Annotated in this window: 15 protein-coding genes and 1 other RNA gene; 10 read left to right on the top strand and 6 right to left on the bottom strand. The window is 56.6% G+C overall.

Annotated features, from left to right (window positions below):
- Window positions 1-117 precede the first annotated feature (117 nt).
- Window positions 118-2,496 (top strand): phosphoenolpyruvate synthase, encoded by a 2,379-nt coding sequence (gene ppsA / locus AC6BYQ_RS19830; protein ID WP_063919355.1) that lies wholly within the window; start codon window positions 118-120, stop codon window positions 2,494-2,496.
- 109 nt (window positions 2,497-2,605) lie between these two features.
- On the opposite strand, the gene rprA is transcribed toward ppsA, so the two are convergent.
- The 4 genes from rprA to AC6BYQ_RS19810 form a co-directional block, all read right to left on the bottom strand.
- Window positions 2,606-2,717: antisense sRNA RprA (gene rprA / locus AC6BYQ_RS19825), an RNA gene on the bottom strand.
- A gap of 255 nt (window positions 2,718-2,972) precedes the next feature.
- On the bottom strand, window positions 2,973-4,073 hold the full coding sequence (gene ydiK / locus AC6BYQ_RS19820) for an AI-2E family transporter YdiK (RefSeq protein ID WP_042784360.1): 1,101 nt from the start codon (window positions 4,071-4,073) through the stop codon (window positions 2,973-2,975).
- Window positions 4,074-4,351: 278 nt separating this feature from the next.
- The gene (locus AC6BYQ_RS19815) at window positions 4,352-5,140 is read right to left on the bottom strand and encodes a HEPN domain-containing protein (RefSeq protein ID WP_498057406.1); all 789 of its coding nucleotides are present in this window, start codon (window positions 5,138-5,140) and stop codon (window positions 4,352-4,354) included.
- A 16-nt stretch (window positions 5,141-5,156) separates the two neighbouring features.
- Window positions 5,157-6,359, bottom strand: a complete 1,203-nt coding sequence (locus AC6BYQ_RS19810) for a GmrSD restriction endonuclease domain-containing protein (RefSeq protein ID WP_498057405.1) — start codon at window positions 6,357-6,359, stop codon at window positions 5,157-5,159.
- A gap of 545 nt (window positions 6,360-6,904) precedes the next feature.
- Between AC6BYQ_RS19810 and ydiJ the strand changes: the two genes are divergently transcribed.
- Together ydiJ and menI are read left to right on the top strand one after the other, a co-directional pair.
- Complete coding sequence (ydiJ, locus tag AC6BYQ_RS19805; protein ID WP_498057404.1) at window positions 6,905-9,961, top strand: D-2-hydroxyglutarate dehydrogenase YdiJ; 3,057 nt, start codon at window positions 6,905-6,907, stop codon at window positions 9,959-9,961.
- Window positions 9,958-10,374 carry a 1,4-dihydroxy-2-naphthoyl-CoA hydrolase gene (gene menI, locus AC6BYQ_RS19800; RefSeq protein ID WP_019456005.1) on the top strand — a complete coding sequence of 139 codons (417 nt, stop codon included), beginning with the start codon at window positions 9,958-9,960 and terminating at the stop codon, window positions 10,372-10,374. Before ydiJ ends, menI begins: the two co-directional genes overlap by 4 nt.
- A 45-nt stretch (window positions 10,375-10,419) precedes the next feature.
- Here the strand turns inward: menI and AC6BYQ_RS19795 are convergent, their stop codons facing one another.
- The gene (locus AC6BYQ_RS19795) at window positions 10,420-10,824 is read right to left on the bottom strand and encodes a hypothetical protein (RefSeq protein ID WP_019456004.1); all 405 of its coding nucleotides are present in this window, start codon (window positions 10,822-10,824) and stop codon (window positions 10,420-10,422) included.
- A gap of 527 nt (window positions 10,825-11,351) precedes the next feature.
- Between AC6BYQ_RS19795 and sufA the strand changes: the two genes are divergently transcribed.
- From sufA to AC6BYQ_RS19760, 7 genes are all read left to right on the top strand, one after another.
- Window positions 11,352-11,723, top strand: coding sequence for a Fe-S cluster assembly scaffold SufA (sufA, locus tag AC6BYQ_RS19790; protein WP_019456003.1), 372 nt, complete (start codon window positions 11,352-11,354; stop codon window positions 11,721-11,723).
- Between the two features lie 14 nt (window positions 11,724-11,737).
- Window positions 11,738-13,234 carry a Fe-S cluster assembly protein SufB gene (gene sufB, locus AC6BYQ_RS19785; protein WP_025159702.1) on the top strand — a complete coding sequence of 499 codons (1,497 nt, stop codon included), beginning with the start codon at window positions 11,738-11,740 and terminating at the stop codon, window positions 13,232-13,234.
- Between the two features lie 43 nt (window positions 13,235-13,277).
- Entirely contained in the window at window positions 13,278-14,024 is a 747-nt protein-coding gene (sufC, locus tag AC6BYQ_RS19780) for a Fe-S cluster assembly ATPase SufC (RefSeq protein WP_004931365.1), read from the top strand.
- Window positions 13,999-15,285, top strand: coding sequence for a Fe-S cluster assembly protein SufD (gene sufD / locus AC6BYQ_RS19775; RefSeq protein WP_019456001.1), 1,287 nt, complete (start codon window positions 13,999-14,001; stop codon window positions 15,283-15,285). Before sufC ends, sufD begins: the two co-directional genes overlap by 26 nt.
- Window positions 15,282-16,508, top strand: coding sequence for a cysteine desulfurase SufS (gene sufS, locus AC6BYQ_RS19770; protein ID WP_074054362.1), 1,227 nt, complete (start codon window positions 15,282-15,284; stop codon window positions 16,506-16,508). Before sufD ends, sufS begins: the two co-directional genes overlap by 4 nt.
- A 36-nt stretch (window positions 16,509-16,544) precedes the next feature.
- Window positions 16,545-16,961 carry a cysteine desulfuration protein SufE gene (sufE, locus tag AC6BYQ_RS19765; protein WP_498057402.1) on the top strand — a complete coding sequence of 139 codons (417 nt, stop codon included), beginning with the start codon at window positions 16,545-16,547 and terminating at the stop codon, window positions 16,959-16,961.
- Between the two features lie 298 nt (window positions 16,962-17,259).
- Window positions 17,260-18,273, top strand: a complete 1,014-nt coding sequence (locus AC6BYQ_RS19760) for a L,D-transpeptidase family protein (RefSeq protein WP_498057401.1) — start codon at window positions 17,260-17,262, stop codon at window positions 18,271-18,273.
- A gap of 140 nt (window positions 18,274-18,413) precedes the next feature.
- On the opposite strand, the gene AC6BYQ_RS19755 is transcribed toward AC6BYQ_RS19760, so the two are convergent.
- Entirely contained in the window at window positions 18,414-18,650 is a 237-nt protein-coding gene (locus AC6BYQ_RS19755) for a major outer membrane lipoprotein (protein WP_004931354.1), read from the bottom strand.
- Window positions 18,651-18,684 lie beyond the last annotated feature (34 nt).

Here is an 18,684-nt window from a genome sequence, read left to right as displayed (position 1 = left end):
CCTTTCCATTTTCCCCAGATCAGTGTGCTAGTCTGATTCGGCTCCGTGTTAGCGGCGCCGTAAAGCAAGCGAATTAAATCCGTCTTTACCCTACTGATAGCAATAAGGATTGTCTCGATGTCCAACAATGGCCCAGACTTGCGTAATGTGCTTTGGTACAACCAGCTTGGCATGCACGACGTTGACCGTGTCGGCGGCAAAAACGCCTCCCTCGGTGAAATGATCACCAATCTTTCCGATTTGGGCGTGGCCGTGCCAAACGGTTTTGCCACCACCGCGCAGGCGTTTAACGATTTTCTCGAACAAAGCGGTGTTAACCAGCGCATCTATCAGTTACTGGATCAGACTGACGTTGACGACGTTGCACAGCTGGCCAAGGCCGGCGCCCAGATCCGCCAATGGGTGATCGACACGCCGTTCCACGCCGAGTTCGAGCGTGAAATTCATCAGGCTTACCAACAGCTCGCCGACGGCGAGCCTGAAGCCTCTTTTGCCGTGCGCTCCTCCGCCACGGCGGAAGATATGCCGGACGCGTCCTTTGCCGGCCAGCAGGAAACCTTCCTCAACGTGCAGGGCATCGACGCCGTGATGGTGGCGATCAAGCACGTGTTCGCGTCGCTGTTCAACGACCGCGCCATCTCTTATCGCGTACACCAGGGCTATGACCACCGCGGCGTGGCGCTGTCGGCAGGTGTGCAGCGCATGGTGCGTTCCGATCTGGCCTCCTCGGGCGTGATGTTCACCATCGACACCGAGTCCGGCTTTGATCAGGTGGTGTTCATCACCTCCGCTTTCGGTCTCGGTGAGATGGTGGTGCAGGGCGCGGTGAACCCGGATGAGTTCTACGTGCACAAACCGACGCTGCAGAACGGCAAGCCGGCGATCGTGCGCCGCAACCTGGGCTCGAAAAAGATCCGCATGGTGTACGCGCCGTCGCAGGATCACGGTAAGCAGGTGCGCATCGAAGACGTGCCGGAAGCGCAGCGCAGCCGTTTCTCGCTGACGGATGACGAGGTGCAGGCGCTGGCGCAGCAGGCGATCCTGATCGAAAAACATTACGGCCGCCCGATGGATATCGAGTGGGCGAAAGACGGCCATACCGGCAAGCTGCTGATCGTGCAGGCGCGCCCGGAAACCGTACGCTCCAACGAGCAGACCATGGAACGTTACCAGCTGAACGGCTCCAGCCCGGTGCTGGTGGAAGGCCGCGCCATCGGCCACCGTATCGGCGCCGGCCCGGTGAAAGTGATCCACGACATCAGCGAAATGGATCGTATCCAGCCGGGCGATGTGCTGGTGACCGACATGACCGACCCGGATTGGGAACCGATCATGAAGAAGGCCGCCGCGATCGTCACCAACCGCGGCGGGCGCACCTGTCACGCGGCTATCATCGCGCGCGAGCTGGGCATTCCGGCGGTGGTGGGCTGCGGCCACGCCACCGACGTGCTGAAAGACGGCCAGAAAGTTACCGTTTCCTGCGCGGAAGGCGACACCGGCTTCGTTTACAGCGATATGCTGGACTTCAGCGTGCAGAGCTCCGAAGTGACCGAACTGCCTGAGCTGCCGCTGAAGATCATGATGAACGTCGGCAACCCGGATCGTGCCTTCGACTTCGCGCGCCTGCCGAACGAAGGCGTGGGCCTGGCGCGGCTGGAATTTATCATCAACCGCATGATCGGCGTGCACCCGCGCGCGCTGCTGGAGTTCGATCAGCAAACGCCGGCGCTGCAAAACGAGATCCGCGCGTTGATGCAGGGTTACGATCATCCGGTCGAGTTCTACGTCGGCCGTCTGACTGAAGGCATCGCGACACTGGGCGCCGCTTTCTGGCCGAAGCGCGTGATCGTGCGCCTGTCCGACTTTAAATCCAACGAGTACGCCAACCTGGTGGGCGGCGACAAGTATGAACCGCACGAAGAGAACCCGATGCTGGGCTTCCGCGGCGCCGGCCGCTACGTGGCCGACAGCTTCCGCGATTGTTTCGCGCTGGAGTGCGAGGCGGTGAAACGCGTGCGTAACGAAATGGGGCTGACCAACGTCGAAATCATGGTGCCGTTCGTGCGTACCGTGGCGCAGGCGGAAGCGGTGGTGGCCGAACTGGCGCGTCAGGGGCTGAAGCGCGGCGAAAACGGGCTGAAAGTGATCATGATGTGCGAGATCCCGTCCAATGCGCTGTTGGCGGATCAGTTCCTGGAGCACTTCGACGGCTTCTCCATCGGTTCCAACGACATGACACAGCTGGCGTTGGGGCTGGATCGCGACTCGGGCGTGGTGTCGGAGCTGTTCGACGAACGCAACGAGGCGGTGAAAGCGCTGCTGTCGATGGCGATTCAGGCGGCCAAGCGCCACGGCAAATACGTCGGCATCTGCGGCCAGGGGCCTTCCGACCACGAAGACTTCGCCGAGTGGCTGATGGAGCAGGGCATCGACAGCCTGTCGCTCAATCCGGACACCGTGGTGCAGACCTGGATCAATTTGTCGAAAAAGAAATAATGCCTCGGCACCGCTAAGGCATAAACGCCAGGCCGCAGTTTACGCTGCGGCCTTTTTATTTCTGAATGTAAATAACGGCGCGTAAAATAATCAACTTGGCGAAAAAAGAATAAAAAAAAGCCCACCGTAGGAGATGGGCAAAGACTACACACAGCAATTCACATGTATGGCATTACATTGTTCAGAAAGGTTGCTTAAAAATCAGTGATTTGAAGCAATAGATGGCCATAATACTAAATTTTTGAACGCCACTAGTCATTAAGAATCATCCTAATCAATAGCGGCATCACATTTTATTTGCGGGCGTTCTCTCTTTTTACGGCGTGCAACAAAACAGGGATTTACATTGCACCTTTTATTCGTTGCATCTTAATCAATATATAACGGCTTTATATTCAACAGGGATATTACCCGAATGAGGTAGGAATAATGCGTGGGCGAAAAATTCCGCCCGACGATGCGGGCGGAAGGAGGAATTAGCGTTTTTCCAACTCTTCGATCACTTGCTCCGGCGCGGTAGTCGGCTCCGGCGCTTCATCCATCCAGGCGGTCAGCAGGCGATAAGACACCGCCAAGACCACCGGGCCGATGAACAGGCCAATCATGCCGAAGGCCAGCAAGCCGCCGATAACGCCTGACAGGATCAGCAGCAGCGGCAGATCGGCACCCATGCGGATCAACACCGGGCGCAGCACGTTATCCAGCGTGGCCACTACGCAGCTCCAGACCAACAGCACGGTGCCCCAGGTGGTGTCGCCGTGCCAGTACAGCCAAATGATGGCCGGCACCAGCACTAACAGCGGCCCCAATTGCGCCACGCAGCAGATGAAGATCAGCATCGTCAGCAGGGTAGCGGCCGGAATGCCGCTCACCGCCAGACCGATGCCGCCCAGCACCGACTGCACCAGCGCCGTCACCACCACGCCCAGCGCCACCGCGCGGATCGCCTGGCCGCCCAGCAGCACCGCCGCATCGCCGCGCGCAGAGCCCAGGCGCACCGCAAAGTGGCGGATGCCCAACGCTACCTGCTCGCCGCGCGCATAAAGCAAGGCGCTGAACAGCAGCATCAGCGCGCAGTGCAGCAGCAGACGGCCGATATGCGCCGCCTGCGCCACGAACCAGGTGGCGGTCTGGCCGAAGTAAGGTTGTACCTTCGCCAGCAGCGCGGCGCCGCCGGCGTTAACCAGCGTGTGGTAGCTGGTATAAAGCTTGTCGCCGATCATCGGCACGGATTGCAGCCAGGCGAGATCGGGAATATGCAGTTTGCCCGGCGAACTGGCCCAGGCGATCAGCGGCGCACTGTTATCCACCACGCTGCTGATCAGCAGGGAGATGGGCAGAATGAACAGCAAGATCAGCAGCAGGGTCATGACCAGCACCGCCAGCGAGCGGCGGCCCCACAGCAGCTTTTGCAGTTTGAGCAGCAGCGGCCAGGTGGCGATCACCACCATGCCCGCCCAGGCGAAGCCGAGAATAAACGGTTGAATCACCCAGAAACAGGCGACGATCATGATGGCGATAAACAGCACGCCGAAAATAATTCGCGGTAAGTCGTAACGCGATTGCGGGAGTGGCATCAGTGGCTTCTCATCCTGGTCAATTTAATCCCTGGCACCGGGGTGCCTGTTGGTGACTCATACTTACTAGTAACTATAACACAGTATAATTGGCGACCAATGGAGTGATATGTTAGTTCATTTTTTGAAGCGAATTAAAATCAGTTGATAATAAATAACTATTTGATATTTAACATTTTAATAATTATAGCTCTGGGTTTCTATTGATTGTAAATTATGTAATGAGGCCAATTTTATGTTAGATGCCCCCATGGAGTTACTAGGGGCGTGGTATATAGTCAATTGTCCAAGCCAGCTAATCTGCTTTGCATATCATTAATTCTAGCTAACATAGCAGTTCCCTGCGATGCTAAGCGATTCTTAATATTTATATCAAGGAGCATTGTTCCTTCGATTACATCTATAATTGTTTTTTTCTCATCAGATGGATTTAGAAGTTGCTGAACATTTTTCGATGAGTGGGCTACACTTCCTCTAATTTGTCCAAACGTATTTAATGATAGAAGCCATGTTTCATTATAGTCCCTATCAGTTATTCCCAACGGAATAAACATGTTTCTAAAGTTATTTTCTTTTATGCCATGATTTGTATTTAGGATATGGTTATATGCACCATATGCTTTCTCAGTTGCCGCGAGAGTAACACCGCCACCACTTTTTTTTATTTGCTGATCTGTTAATGGCTTGTATTCTTTTATTGTGCAATCCAATTTATCCCAACCTGAGTAATGTGTTGCTATCAAATTTATCACAATATCACTCGGTGTCCCATTATTCTTCCAATTAATGTACTCAGCAGTGCAGACTTTTCGCGCAAGTGATTCAAAATAGTCCTCGGTTTCAGCATGGGTTAGCAATATGAAGGCTCTGATAATATCTTGATCGAATATCTGTGTAGGATCGCCGCTATAATCGGGAGATGATATCTCTTCGTGTATTTTGATTTCAGGTATGAATTTCACTTCGAGATCTTTAACTCGAGACAAAAATGCCTTGAACTCATCTGATGATTCATCAAATTTATCAGTAGATGATATATCATTATAAATTCGAGAGTGGTTGTCCATTTTTAACTTCCTAAAATCATTTGATTGGGGCGCCGAGCTTTCTGAGTTCCTCTCCCCAAATTGAAATTCTATAATTTGTTGCTTCAGGAGTTTTGGTTGTTGACTCAATACTGTTAATATACTCTGGGTTCGTTTCACAAAGATTGATAAAAGCAGCTTTAATGTCATCTTCTTTACCTACTAAAGAGTTACGAACATCTTTATCAATGAAGTGATAGATCATAGAGTCAAGAATTGCTCTGTTAAATCTATTGGTGAACTTTCCGTTTGTATATTTTCTATAGGAGTTTTCTTTAAATATTTCTCTAACAAACCAGTGAGCGTCTTCGAATTTCTTGCAAAATGCATTTACTTCGAACTCAGCGTTGTCCCAGCAGGAGTTAAAAGTCATGCATACATCATCTAAAAACCCTTTAAGATCACCATTATAGCTTTCCAAGAAGAAATGATAAGAAATAGCACGCAAAAGAAGTTCTACATCCCTCATCCTAAAGTCTGGCGTTCTTTTGTTAAGAATATCCATTAACGCTGAACTGTTTGCTGCATAATCATCGATAAACATTGTAAAGCTACCAGGATGAAGAGCTTGGCGTAGTTCTTGCGGACTTAATGGCTTGCTCCCGGTATTTAAACGTAGGAAGACTTCGTATAAGAATGATTCGTGTGGGAAGTTTTTAATCACAACAGTTCTGATTGGCTGGTTTTCAAATGAAGAAACCTCACCTGACCAAGACGGATGAGAAACTAGGTCTTTATATCTTAAACCGTTAAGATCATCCCTTATTTTTAATTTAGATAATACAAGCTCCTTATTGGAGGTAATGCCCCCTGCAAACTGAAATAAAGATAATAATCGTTGTTTTCCATCTAATACAATATACTTCCCCGGTGATGTTGAATTATTGGCAAGTACAATTTGAGGTATTGGTAATCCAATGATTAACGACTCAATAAATCTACTTTTCTCTGGTGAGGTCCACGCATCTCGTCTTTGAAAACTTGGGTTTAGTTCAATGTTACCTTTCTTTATTTGGTTGATTATTGTTTCTGTCGTCCAGTCAGTAGAGAAGACAACTGCATTCCCTACTGTTTTTTTATCTTCGTCAGTCCATCTATTATCCTCACCATTTTCTTGCAGGCCGAGCTCTTCGATAAATTCATCATTATTATTTTGCTGATCTATTTGGTCATTTTGGATGTTTAATTTAAATTTGCTCATTTTACCCTCGCGCTTGAAGTTTAATGCATATGGTATACATTTATCTAGAAAACTTCAATAGATTATTTCATCATTTTAGATATGTTTGCTGGTGTTTTAACATGGACGAAAAGCAAAGTTTATTATATTCCACTTGACATCATTTCTCTAATCTAAATATTTTTTCCATCAATTCAATAGTTAATTATTAACGCTAAAAATTAGTTTGGCTCTCTGTTAGGAAAAATGCTGAGCTTATAACTAAGGTATAGTATAACTTCATGATAATTTTGATTAATTAGTTGTTGCCATGTTTAGTGATTATGTTATTTTCACTAGAGTAATGGGGGGCTGTTTTTTTACTCTATATGAGTTATCTGCCCACTGTGTTGGGTCCTGTTTGTGAAGGGGAACGGTGTCACTGCATGTGATACCTGCAATGCACTCTTCTTATCTTAAGTTTCCAGCGCACGGCGACTGCTTATTCTAGTCACCAAGTTTAAATGACAGCCCGATTCAGCGTACATCAGCGCATAAAAAATAGACGGACAGGGTCAAAAAAGCGAATGATCCCACAGATTTCTCAGGCGCCCGGCCTCGTTCAACGGGTGCTCGACTTTTTGGAAGCACTGAAGCAAAACGGATTCAACGGCGATACCGCCACCAGCTACGCCGACCGGCTGACGATGGCCACCGACAACAGCATCTATCAGCTGTTGCCCGAAGCGGTGGTGTTTCCCCGTTCCACCGCCGATGTGGCGCTGATCGCCCGCCTGGCGGGTGAAGAACGCTTCAAAACGCTGACCTTCAGCCCGCGCGGCGGCGGCACCGGCACCAACGGCCAGTCGCTCAATACCGGCATCGTGGTCGATATGTCGCGCCATATGAACCGCATTCTGGAGATCAACGTCGAACAGGGGTGGGTAAAAGTCGAAGCCGGGGTGATTAAGGACCAACTGAATCAATATCTGCGGCCGTTCGGCTACTTCTTCTCGCCGGAACTCTCCACCAGCAACCGCGCTACCCTGGGCGGCATGATCAATACCGACGCCTCCGGCCAGGGCTCGCTGGTGTACGGCAAAACCTCCGATCACGTATTGGGCCTGCGGGCGGTGCTGCTGGGTGGCGAGATGATCGATACCCGCGCCATGCCGACGACGCTGGCGGAAACGATTGCTCTGGAAGAGACCGCCGAAGGGCGCATCTATCGCACGGTGCTGAACCGCTGCCGCGAGCAGCGCGCGCTGATCCTGGAAAAATTCCCCAAGCTCAACCGTTTCCTCACCGGCTACGACCTGCGCCATGTGCTGAGCGACGATCTGCAAACCTTCGATCTGACGCGCATCCTGACCGGCGCCGAAGGCACGCTGGCGTTTATCACCGAAGCGCGGCTGGACATCACGCCGCTGCCGCAGGTGCGTCGCCTGGTCAACGTAAAGTACGACTCCTTCGACTCGGCGCTGCGCAATGCGCCCTTTATGGTCGAAGCCAAGGCGCTGTCGGTGGAAACCATCGACTCCAAGGTACTGAACCTGGCGCGTGAAGATATCGTTTGGCACTCGGTGAACGAGCTGATCGCCGACGTGCCGGACAAAGAGATGCTCGGGCTGAACATCGTCGAGTTCGCCGGTGACGATCGGGCGCTGATCGACGGCCAGATGGAGGCCCTGTGCCAACGGCTGGACGAATTGATCGCACAGCGGCAGGGCGGCGTGATCGGATACCAGATCTGCGGCGATCTGGCGGGCATCGAGCGCATTTACAACATGCGCAAGAAAGCGGTCGGGTTGCTGGGCAACGCCAAAGGGCGCGCCAAGCCGATTCCGTTCGCCGAGGACACCTGCGTGCCGCCGCAGCACCTGGCTGACTATATCGTCGAGTTCCGTCAACTGCTCGACGAGCACAACCTGAGCTATGGCATGTTCGGCCACGTCGACGCCGGGGTGCTGCACGTGCGCCCGGCGCTCGACATGTGCGACCCGCAGCAGGAAGTGCTGATGAAACAGATCTCCGATCGGGTGGTGGCGCTGACCGCCAAATACGGCGGCCTGCTGTGGGGCGAGCACGGCAAAGGCTTCCGTGCGGAATACAGCCCTGAATTCTTCGGGGAAACGCTGTTTGAGGAGCTGCGCCGCATCAAGGCGGCGTTCGATCCGGATAACCGCCTGAACCCGGGCAAGATCTGCGCGCCGCTGGCGGTGGATGCGCCGATGATGCAGGTGGATGCGGTCAAACGCGGCACTTTCGATCGCCAGATCCCGGTCGAGGTGCGCACCTCGTTCCGCGGCGCGCTGGAGTGTAACGGCAACGGCCTGTGTTTCAACTTCGACGTGCGCAGCCCGATGTGCCCGTCGATGAAGATCAGCGGCAACCGCATTCATTCGCCGAAAGGGCGGGCGACGCTGGTGCGCGAGTGGTTGCGTCTGTTGGCCGAGCAGGGCGTGGATCCGCTGGCGCTGGAGAAACAGCTGCCGCAGCAGCGCCTCAGCTTGCGCGGCGTGATCGAAAAGACCCGCAACAGCTGGCACGCCGGCAAAGGCGAGTATGACTTCTCGCACGAAGTGAAAGAGGCGATGTCCGGCTGCCTGGCCTGCAAGGCCTGCTCCACCCAGTGCCCGATCAAGATTGACGTGCCGGGGTTCCGTTCGCGCTTCCTGCAGCTCTACCACACCCGCTATCTGCGCCCGGTGAGCGACTACATGGTCGCCGGCGTGGAGAGCTACACCCCGCTGATGGCCCGCGCGCCGAAGGTGTTCAACTTCTTCTTCCGCCAGCCGTGGCTGCGGGAGATGAGCCGCAACGCCATCGGCATGGTCGATCTGCCGCTGTTGTCCAGCCCGACGCTGCGCCAGCAGCTGTCCGGCCACCGCGCGACCACGTTGACGCTGGAGCAGTTGGAAGGGTTGAGCGCCGAGCAACGCGCAGAGCACGTGCTGATCGTTCAGGATCCGTTCACCAGCTATTACGACGCCAAAGTGGTGGCGGATTTCGTGCGGCTGGTGGAGAAGCTCGGCTATAAACCGGTGCTGCTGCCGTTCTCGCCGAACGGCAAGGCGCAGCATGTGAAAGGTTTCCTGACGCGCTTTGCCCGCACCGCACGCAAAACCGCCGATTTCCTCAACCGCGTGGCGCAGCTCGGCATGCCTATGGTGGGCGTCGATCCTGCGCTGGTGCTGTGCTACCGCGACGAATACCGCGAGATCCTCGGCGCCGAGCGCGGCGATTTCCAGGTGCAGCTGGTGCATGAATGGTTGCAACAGCGGATCGCGGATCGCGCCGAACAGCCGGCGACCGGCGAGCCCTGGTATCTGTTCGGCCACTGCACCGAAACCACCGCGCTGCCGGCCAGCGGCCAGCAGTGGGCGGCGATCTTCGCCCGCTTCGGCGCCAAACTGGAGAACGTCAGCGTCGGCTGCTGCGGCATGGCGGGCACTTACGGCCACGAAGCCAAGAACCTGCAAAACTCGCTCGGCATTTATGAGCTATCATGGCATCCGACGCTGCAGCGTTTGCCGCGGCAGCGCTGCCTGGCGACCGGCTATTCGTGCCGCAGCCAGGTGAAACGCATCGAGGGCAATGGCGTGCGCCACCCATTACAGGCACTTCTGGAGATGATTGAGTGAAATTGTGGAAACGTGAAACATCGCTGGAGCAGCTGAACCGCGCCGGTGACGGCTGCATGGTCAGCCATGTGGGCATCGAGTTTACCCAGATGGGCGAGGATTTCCTCGAGGCCACCATGCCGGTCGATGGCCGTACCCGGCAGCCGTTCGGGCTGTTGCACGGCGGAGCGTCGGTGGTGCTGGCGGAATCGATGGGATCGATGGCCGGCTACCTGTGCAGCGAAGGCGAGCAGAAAGTGGTGGGGCTGGAGATCAACGCCAACCACCTGCGCGCGGTGTTCGATGGGCAGGTGCGCGGGGTGTGCCGTGCGCTGCACGTGGGCCGCCGCCATCAGGTGTGGCAGATAGAGATCTTCGACGCGCGCGACCGGCTGTGCTGCACCTCGCGTCTGACCACGGCGGTCATCGACTGATCCCCGTCGGCTTCCGCAGGCCAGCGGCCTGCGGAACGCATCGCTTTACAGTTGAAACGGCACGCGTTTGACGAAGTCCTTCTGAAACGCGTTCGCCTTCTCCCAGGTGCCTTCCATCGCATATTTTTGGCAGATCAGCGTCAGCGTGTGGCGTGCGAAGTGGTAGCTTTGCACCCGAAACAGCTGGCAGCGCTGCGGATTGTTGATCTCGACGATCAGCCGGTTGTGCAGCTTGCTGAGCGCGTGCAGGTAGCTGTCGTCGTCGCCGTTCTCCAGGCACAGATTGGCCATGGTCAGGCTGACGCTGTTGTATCGCTTCAGATGATCAATATTGCATTCCGGGCGTCGCAGCGCCGCTTCGGCCATATAAAAGTCCACCGTGGCGTCGCGCACGCTGAATTTGTATTCGTCAATCTTGCCCAGCAACCATGCGTTGATCGTAAGAGTCATTGGCTTCGCGCTCAAATTCAAATTGAATGATAATCATTATCATATAAACTGCCGCGTTGCCGATCAATCCCCGATACGGCGTTTTTTTGTTGTGCAGGGTGGCAATTGGCCCTCGGCGGCCCAACTTGATCCAGAGCGACTAAACTTTAATCAGCAGCCCCTCAGTCCGCACAGGGCGAGAAATGCCGATAAACGCACATTTACGACAGACAGAATGCAGAAATAGGTATTTTCTATGAATGTTTAGAACGGCAACGCACCGTGGCGCTGTAACGCTGACGGGCCACCGGGGAGTGCGGTGCGGTGATGCAGGATAGATAACAAATTCATAGGGATAGCATGCACACCTTGCCGCCTGACGCCGCAAGCCGCCACGGATGTCCCGTTGGCTTGCCGCGCGCCGCAGCGAAAAACCGCGCTCGCGGCGGATACCCCCGCAAAACAAACGGTTGAAGTGATAATCGTTATCACTAACATATAAGCAACCCAGATTGGCTGTGGCCAAACACGAGTGTGAGGTAGACCCTATGCAAACGGAAAATGTCGGCACTTTTTCTCTGGATGAAAATGTCTGGCAAGGCATTTCGCTCAGCGACAGCGCCGTACGACAAATAACGAAACTGATGCAGCAGGATCCGCAGGTGAAAGGGCTGCAGCTAGGGGTGAAACAATCCGGCTGCGCCGGCTTTGCCTATGTGCTGGATCTGACCCGCGACCCCGCCGATGACGATCTGCTGTTTGAGCGCGACGGCGCCAAACTGTATGTGCCGCTGAAGGCGATGCCGTTTATCGATGGCACCACGGTCGATTATGTCCGTGAAGGGCTGAACCAGATCTTCAAATTCAACAACCCTAAAGCTCAGCATGCCTGCGGGTGCGGCGAGAGTTTTGGCGTTTGAGCGATGCAATCAACATGACACGAAGCAATGTAGAAATGCCTAATGAAGTGCAGGCTTGGGTCAGCGAAGGTCGCTACAAAGAAGGCTTCTTCACCCAGCTGGCAACCGATGAGTTGGCCAAGGGCATCAACGAAGAGGTGGTGCGCGCCATCTCGGCCAAGCGCAACGAACCCGAGTGGATGCTGGAATTCCGCCTCGAGGCCTATCGCGCCTGGCTGCAGATGGAAGAACCGCACTGGCTGAAGGCCAATTACGATCGCCTGAACTACCAGGACTACAGTTACTATTCGGCGCCGTCCTGCGGCAGCTGCGACGACGCCTGCGGTTCGCAACCCGGCGCCGAGCAGCAAACGGGCGCGGCGACGGAAAAAGATTACCTGACCAGCGAAGTGGAGCTGGCGTTCAACCAACTCGGCGTGCCGGTACGCGAGGGCAGCGAGGTGGCGGTGGACGCCATCTTCGACTCGGTCTCGGTCGCCACCACCTACCGTGAAAAACTGGCGGAGAGCGGGGTGATCTTCTGCTCGTTCGGCGAAGCGATCCAGGAGTACCCGGATCTGGTGCGCCAATACCTGGGGCGGGTGGTGCCGTCCAACGATAACTTCTTCGCCGCGCTGAACGCCGCGGTGGCTTCCGACGGCACCTTCGTCTACGTGCCGAAGGGCGTGCGTTGCCCGATGGAGCTGTCGACCTATTTCCGTATCAACGCCGCCAAAACCGGCCAGTTTGAGCGCACCATCCTGATCGCCGACGAAGGCAGTTACGTCAGCTACATCGAGGGCTGTTCTGCCCCGGTGCGCGATAGCTACCAGCTGCACGCGGCGGTGGTGGAAGTGATCTTGCATAAAGACGCCGAAGTGAAATACTCGACGGTGCAGAACTGGTTCTCCGGCGGCGAGAGCAAGGGCGGCATCCTCAACTTCGTCACCAAGCGCGCGCTGTGTGAAGGCGCCGGTTCGAAAATGTCCTGGACCCAGTCGGAAACCGGCTCGGCCATCACCTGGAAATACCCGAGCGTGATCCTGCAGGGCGACAACTCGATCGGCGAATTCTTCTCGGTGGCGCTGACCAGCGGCCATCAGCAGGCGGATACCGGCACCAAGATGATCCACATCGGCAAAAACACCAAGTCGACCATCATCGCCAAAGGCATCTCCGCCGGCCACAGCGAGAACACCTATCGCGGCCTGGTGAAAATCCTGCCGGGGGCGGAAAACGCCCGTAACTTTACCCAGTGCGACTCGATGCTGATCGGGCCGGACAGCGGCGCCCACACGTTCCCGTACGTCGAAGCGCGCAACAACAGCGCTCAGCTGGAGCACGAAGCCACCACCTCGAAGATCGGCGACGACCAGCTGTTCTACTGCCTGCAGCGCGGCATCAGCGAGGATGACGCCATTTCGATGATCGTCAACGGTTTCTGCAAGGACGTTTTCTCCGAGCTGCCGCTGGAGTTCGCCGTCGAGGCGCAGAAACTTTTGGCCATCAGCCTGGAACACAGCGTGGGCTAATCGCCGCATTTTTAGCGCCGTCGGCGCTATCTGAGGACACAGCATGTTAAGCATCAAGAATTTGAAAGTCAGCGTGGAAGGCAACGAGATCCTCAAGGGATTGGATCTGGAGATTAAACCGGGCGAAGTGCACGCCATCATGGGCCCGAACGGCTCGGGCAAGAGTACGCTGTCCGCCACGCTGGCCGGGCGTGAAGAGTACGAAGTGACCGAAGGGGAAGTCACCTTCAAGGGCAAGGACCTGCTGGAGCTGGATCCGGAAGATCGCGCCGGCGAAGGCGTGTTTCTGGCCTTCCAGTACCCGGTGGAGATCCCCGGCGTCAGCAACCACTTTTTCCTGCAAACGTCGGTCAACGCGGTGCGCAAATACCGCGAACAGGAGCCTCTGGATCGCTTTGACTTCGCCGATTTCATCGAAGAGAAGATCGCGCTGCTGGATATGCCGGCCGATCTGCTGACCCGTTCGGTCAACGTCGGTTTCTCGGGCGGCGAGAAAAAGCGCAACGATATTCTGCAGATGGCGGCGCTGGAGCCGGATCTGTGCATTCTCGATGAAACCGACTCCGGTCTGGACATCGACGCGCTGAAGATCGTCGCCAACGGCGTCAATTCGCTGCGTGACGGCAAGCGCGCCTTTATCATCGTCACCCACTACCAGCGTATTCTGGACTACATCAAACCGGATTACGTGCACGTGCTGTCGCAGGGGCGCATCGTCAAATCCGGCGATTTCTCGCTGGTGAAACAGTTGGAGGAGCAGGGCTATGGCTGGCTTACCGACCAACAGTAATTCAAACGCGCTGCAGCAGCTGTATCGCCTGTTCGAAGGGCGCGGCGGCGAGCGTTCACCGCATGCGCTGGCGCACTGGCAGCAGGCGCTGCGGCTCGGCTGGCCGACGCGCAAGCATGAGAACTGGAAATACACGCCGCTGGAAGGCCTGCTGGAGCAGCAATTCCTCGAGCCGCAGCCCGCGCCGGTAACCGCCGAGCAGGCCGATGCGTTGGCGCTTGGCATCGACGCCTGTCGGCTGGTGTTCATCGACGGCCGCTACAGTGCCGCGCTCAGCGATGGCGACCTGGGCGACTACCAGTTTGAGCTGACCGCCTACGGCACGCCGCAGGCGCTGCCGGAGCCGATCCAACCGGAGGTCTTCCTGCACCTGACCGAAAGCCTGGCGCAGGAAACCAGCCTGATCCGCCTGCCCGCCGGCAAAGCCCCCGCGCGGCCGCTGTACCTGCTGCATATCAGCAGCGGACGTGGCGGTGCCGGGGAAGTGAACACCGTGCATCATCGCCATCATCTGGAGATCGGGCGCGGGGCCGAGGCGGAAGTGATCGAACACTATGTCAGCCTGGGCGAAGCCGCGCACTTTACCGGCGCGCGCCTGACCGCCAACGTGGCGGACAACGCCGGGCTGTTGCACTGCAAGTTGGCGTTTGAGAGCCAGCCAAGCTACCACTTCGCCCATAACGATCTGGTCATCGGCCGCGACGCGCGAGTGAAAAGCGACAGCTTCCTGCTGGGCGCCGGCCTGACGCGCCACAACACCAGCGCGCAGCTGAACGGCGAGGGCGCCAATCTGGTGATCAATAGCCTGGTGCTGCCGGTGGGCAAAGAGATCTGCGATACCCGCACCTATCTGGAACACAACAAGGGCTATTGCGAAAGCCGTCAACTGCATAAAACCGTGGTCAGCGATCGCGGCAAGGCGGTGTTCAACGGCATGATCAAAGTGGCCAAGCACGCGATCAAAACCGACGGCCAGATGACCAACCATAACCTGCTGCTGGGTAAGGTGGCGGAAGTGGATACCAAACCGCAGTTGGAGATCTACGCCGACGACGTCAAGTGCAGTCACGGTGCCACCGTGGGGCGCATCGATGAAGAGCAGCTGTTCTATCTGCAGTCGCGCGGCATCGACAAGCATGCGGCGCAGCAGATGATCATCTTCGCCTTCGCCGCCGAGTTGACCGAAGGCATTGCCAACGACATCATCCGGGAACGTGTGCTGGCGCGCATCGCCCAGCGCCTGCCGGGGGAGGCCGCATGAGTTATCCGATTGAACGCGTGCGCGGCGATTTCCCGCTGCTGGCGCGTGAGGTGAACGGCCAACCGCTGGCCTATCTCGACAGCGCCGCCAGCGCGCAGAAACCGCAGGCGGTGATCGACCGCGAGCTGGATTTCTATCGCCACGGCTATGCGGCGGTGCATCGCGGCATCCATACTCTGAGCGCCGAGGCGACTCAGCAGATGGAAGCGGTGCGGGAACAGGCGGCGCGCTTTATCAACGCCGCGTCGGCGGAAGAGATGGTGTTCGTCAAAGGCACCACCGAAGGCATCAACCTGGTGGCCAACAGCTTCGGCCGCCACCTGCTGCAGCCGGGCGACGCCATCCTTATCACCGAGATGGAGCACCACGCCAACATCGTGCCGTGGCAGATGCTGGCGCAGGAACGCGGGCTGCAGCTGCGGGTTTGGCCGCTGCAGCCGGACGGCACGCTGGATCTGGCGCGGTTGCCGGAACTGGTCGACGCGTCCTGTAAACTGCTGGCGCTGACCGAGGTGTCCAACGTGCTGGGCACCGTCAACCCGGTGCGCGAGATCATCGCTCGCGCCAGAGCCCTGGCGCCGGATCTGACGGTATTGGTGGACGGCGCGCAGGCGGTGATGCACCAACGCGTCGATGTTCAGGCGCTGGACTGCGATTTCTACGTGTTTTCCGGCCACAAGCTGTATGGCCCTTCCGGCATCGGCATGCTGTATGGGCGCCAGGCGTTGTTGCAGCAGATGCCGCCGTGGGAAGGGGGCGGTTCGATGATCCGTCAGGTCAGCCTGACGGCAGGCACCACCTTCGCCGATCCGCCGTGGCGCTTCGAGGCCGGTTCGCCGAACACCGCCGGCATCATGGGGCTGGGGGCGGCGTTCGATTACGTCGAGGCCTTGGGGCTGAATGCGATCCACGATTATGAACAGTCGCTGATGCACTACGCGCTTGAGGCGCTCAAGCAGGTGCCGACGCTGAAAATCTATGGCCCGGCTCATCGCGCCGGGGTGATCGCCTTCAATCTGGGAGAGCATCACGCCTATGATGTCGGCAGCTTCCTCGACCAGTACGGCATCGCCATCCGCACCGGCCACCATTGCGCCATGCCGCTGATGGCGTTTTATCAGGTGCCGAGCATGTGCCGCGCTTCGCTGGCATTATATAATACCCGGGAAGAGGTGGACCGGCTGGTGGCCGGGCTGCAACGCATTCATCAGCTATTAGGCTAGGCCGGGGCGTGTCCCCGGCGGTACAAAAGGATCCCCATGGCGAATTTGCCGGACAAAGATAAATTGGTGCGTAATTTCTCCCGCTGCTTGAATTGGGAGGAGAAATACCTGTACGTGATTGAACTCGGCGCCAAATTGCCGCCGCTGGACGAGGCCGAGCGTCAGGCCGGCAACCTGATCTCCGGCTGTCAAAGTCAGGTATGGATCGTGATGCGCCGCGATGAGCAGGGGCAGGTCGAGTTTCACGGCGACAGCGACGCCGCGATCGTCAAAGGGCTGCTGGCGGTGGTGTTTATTCTCTATCGTCAATTGACGCCACAGCAGATAGCCTTTCTCGATGTGCGGCCGTTTTTCGCCGAGCTGGCGCTCAGCCAACATCTGACGCCTTCGCGCTCCCAGGGATTGGAAGCGATGATTCGTGCCATTCGCAGTAAAGCCGCGCAGCTGGCCTGAGCCTCAACCCCCCTCGACCTGGCAGACTCATTGATACCTTCGCTTTGTCAATGAGTCTTTACAATCCGCCGTTTCCCCCTAGACAGCACTCCCAATTCAGTGATATTTCAGCAGCTTATCCGTTGACGTTTCGTTGACAATCAGCGGTGGCGATTACGTTATAACGTGTTGATTTTTAGAGAACTTATTGCCTTTGATGCCAGCATTGCTAGTATTAATCAGGTATTGTCTGATTTACCCGCCGCCGGGCGCTCGTTAGCCTTGGGGACGAACCGTCATAAAAAATATAGGGATGATAATGAAACGTGCGTTGAGTTTAATGGGCATGGTCTTCGCCACCGTACTGGCCGGCACGCAGGCCGCCAGTGCGACCGAGTACCCGCTGCCGCCGCCGGACAGCCGTCTGATCGGCGAAAACACCACTTATACCGTGCCAAACGACGGCCGTCCGCTGGAGGCGATCGCCGCCGACTACAAGATTGGCCTGCTGGGCATGCTGGAAGCCAACCCCGGCACCGACCCGTTCCTGCCTAAGCCAGGCACGGTGCTGACCATTCCGACCCAAATGCTGCTGCCCGACACCAAGCGTGAAGGGATCATCGTCAACCTGGCCGAGCTGCGTCTTTACTACTTCCCGAAAGGCGAGAATAAAGTAATCGTCTATCCGATCGGCATCGGCCAGACCGGGATGCATACGCCGCTGGAGGTGACCTCCATCAGCCAGAAGATCCCTAACCCGACCTGGACGCCAACCGCCAACATCCGCAAGCGCTATCAGTCCCAGGGCGTGACGCTGCCGGCGGTGGTGCCGGCCGGCCCTGAGAACCCGATGGGGCTGTTCGCCCTGCGTCTGGCGATGGGCCGCGGTGAATACCTGATCCACGGCACCAACGCCAACTTCGGCATCGGCATGCGCGTCAGCTCCGGCTGTATTCGTCTGCGCCCGACCGATATCGAGGCGCTGTTCAATATGGTGCCGCGCGGCACGCGGGTGCAGGTGATCAACGATCCGGTGAAGGTTTCGGTCGAACCGGACGGCAAACGCTATGTTGAAGTGCACCAGCCGCTGTCGCGGGTAGAAAGCGACGATCCGCAGACCATGCCGATCACGCTGTCGAAAGCCGAGAAAGCCTTCGTTGCGGATGGGCAAACCGATCGCGCCATGTTCGATAGCGCGGTTGTACGCCGCTCTGGCATGCCGGTGTTGGTTAACGTGGGGGAGAGCCCGTCTGAGGTGAGTTTAACGCCTGCAGCGGCTCCTGCGACGAATAAGAGCCCATTCAAGGGCGCGCCTATCAGTTCGGTGAACTAAGTTTGCGGGATTGAGCGGTCGAAGAGGGGTTCAGCGTGCTGAACCTCTTTTTTTGCCTGCGGCGGGGGAAGGTTCAGGCCTGCGAGCAGGCAAAAAAAAACGGCGCACAATGTGCGCCGTTTTCAATAACCAAAGCTATCTTACTTTTTGTAAGCGTGAGCTTGGTTGTCCAGACGCTGGTTAGCGCGTGCTGCGTCGTCTTTAGCAGCTTGAACGTCAGAACGCATTGCGTTCACGTCGTTGCTCAGCTGATCAACTTTAGCGTTCAGAGTCTGAACGTCAGAAGACAGTTGATCGATTTTAGCGTTGCTAGAGCAGCCAGCCAGCAGAGTGGAACCCAGGATTACCGCGCCCAGTACCAGTTTAGTACGATTCATTATAACACCCTCTAGATTGAGTTAATCTCCATGT

It is taken from the genome of Serratia sp. LTN-2, assembly GCF_059740205.1.
The sequence above is the reverse complement of the archived record's forward strand: the minus strand, read 5'-3'. Positions and strand labels throughout refer to the sequence as shown.

Coding starts and splice junctions, on each gene's coding strand:
- AC6BYQ_RS19795 (WP_019456004.1), bottom strand. CDS start 10,824: ATGACTCTTACGATCAACGCATGGTTGCTGGGCAAGATTGACGAATAC.
- sufD (WP_019456001.1), top strand. CDS start 13,999: ATGGCTGGCTTACCGACCAACAGTAATTCAAACGCGCTGCAGCAGCTG.
- AC6BYQ_RS19810 (WP_498057405.1), bottom strand. CDS start 6,359: ATGAGCAAATTTAAATTAAACATCCAAAATGACCAAATAGATCAGCAA.
- AC6BYQ_RS19755 (WP_004931354.1), bottom strand. CDS start 18,650: ATGAATCGTACTAAACTGGTACTGGGCGCGGTAATCCTGGGTTCCACT.
- sufE (WP_498057402.1), top strand. CDS start 16,545: ATGGCGAATTTGCCGGACAAAGATAAATTGGTGCGTAATTTCTCCCGC.
- ydiJ (WP_498057404.1), top strand. CDS start 6,905: ATGATCCCACAGATTTCTCAGGCGCCCGGCCTCGTTCAACGGGTGCTC.
- AC6BYQ_RS19815 (WP_498057406.1), bottom strand. CDS start 5,140: ATGGACAACCACTCTCGAATTTATAATGATATATCATCTACTGATAAA.
- ppsA (WP_063919355.1), top strand. CDS start 118: ATGTCCAACAATGGCCCAGACTTGCGTAATGTGCTTTGGTACAACCAG.
- sufS (WP_074054362.1), top strand. CDS start 15,282: ATGAGTTATCCGATTGAACGCGTGCGCGGCGATTTCCCGCTGCTGGCG.
- AC6BYQ_RS19760 (WP_498057401.1), top strand. CDS start 17,260: ATGAAACGTGCGTTGAGTTTAATGGGCATGGTCTTCGCCACCGTACTG.
- sufB (WP_025159702.1), top strand. CDS start 11,738: ATGACACGAAGCAATGTAGAAATGCCTAATGAAGTGCAGGCTTGGGTC.
- sufC (WP_004931365.1), top strand. CDS start 13,278: ATGTTAAGCATCAAGAATTTGAAAGTCAGCGTGGAAGGCAACGAGATC.
- ydiK (WP_042784360.1), bottom strand. CDS start 4,073: ATGCCACTCCCGCAATCGCGTTACGACTTACCGCGAATTATTTTCGGC.
- sufA (WP_019456003.1), top strand. CDS start 11,352: ATGCAAACGGAAAATGTCGGCACTTTTTCTCTGGATGAAAATGTCTGG.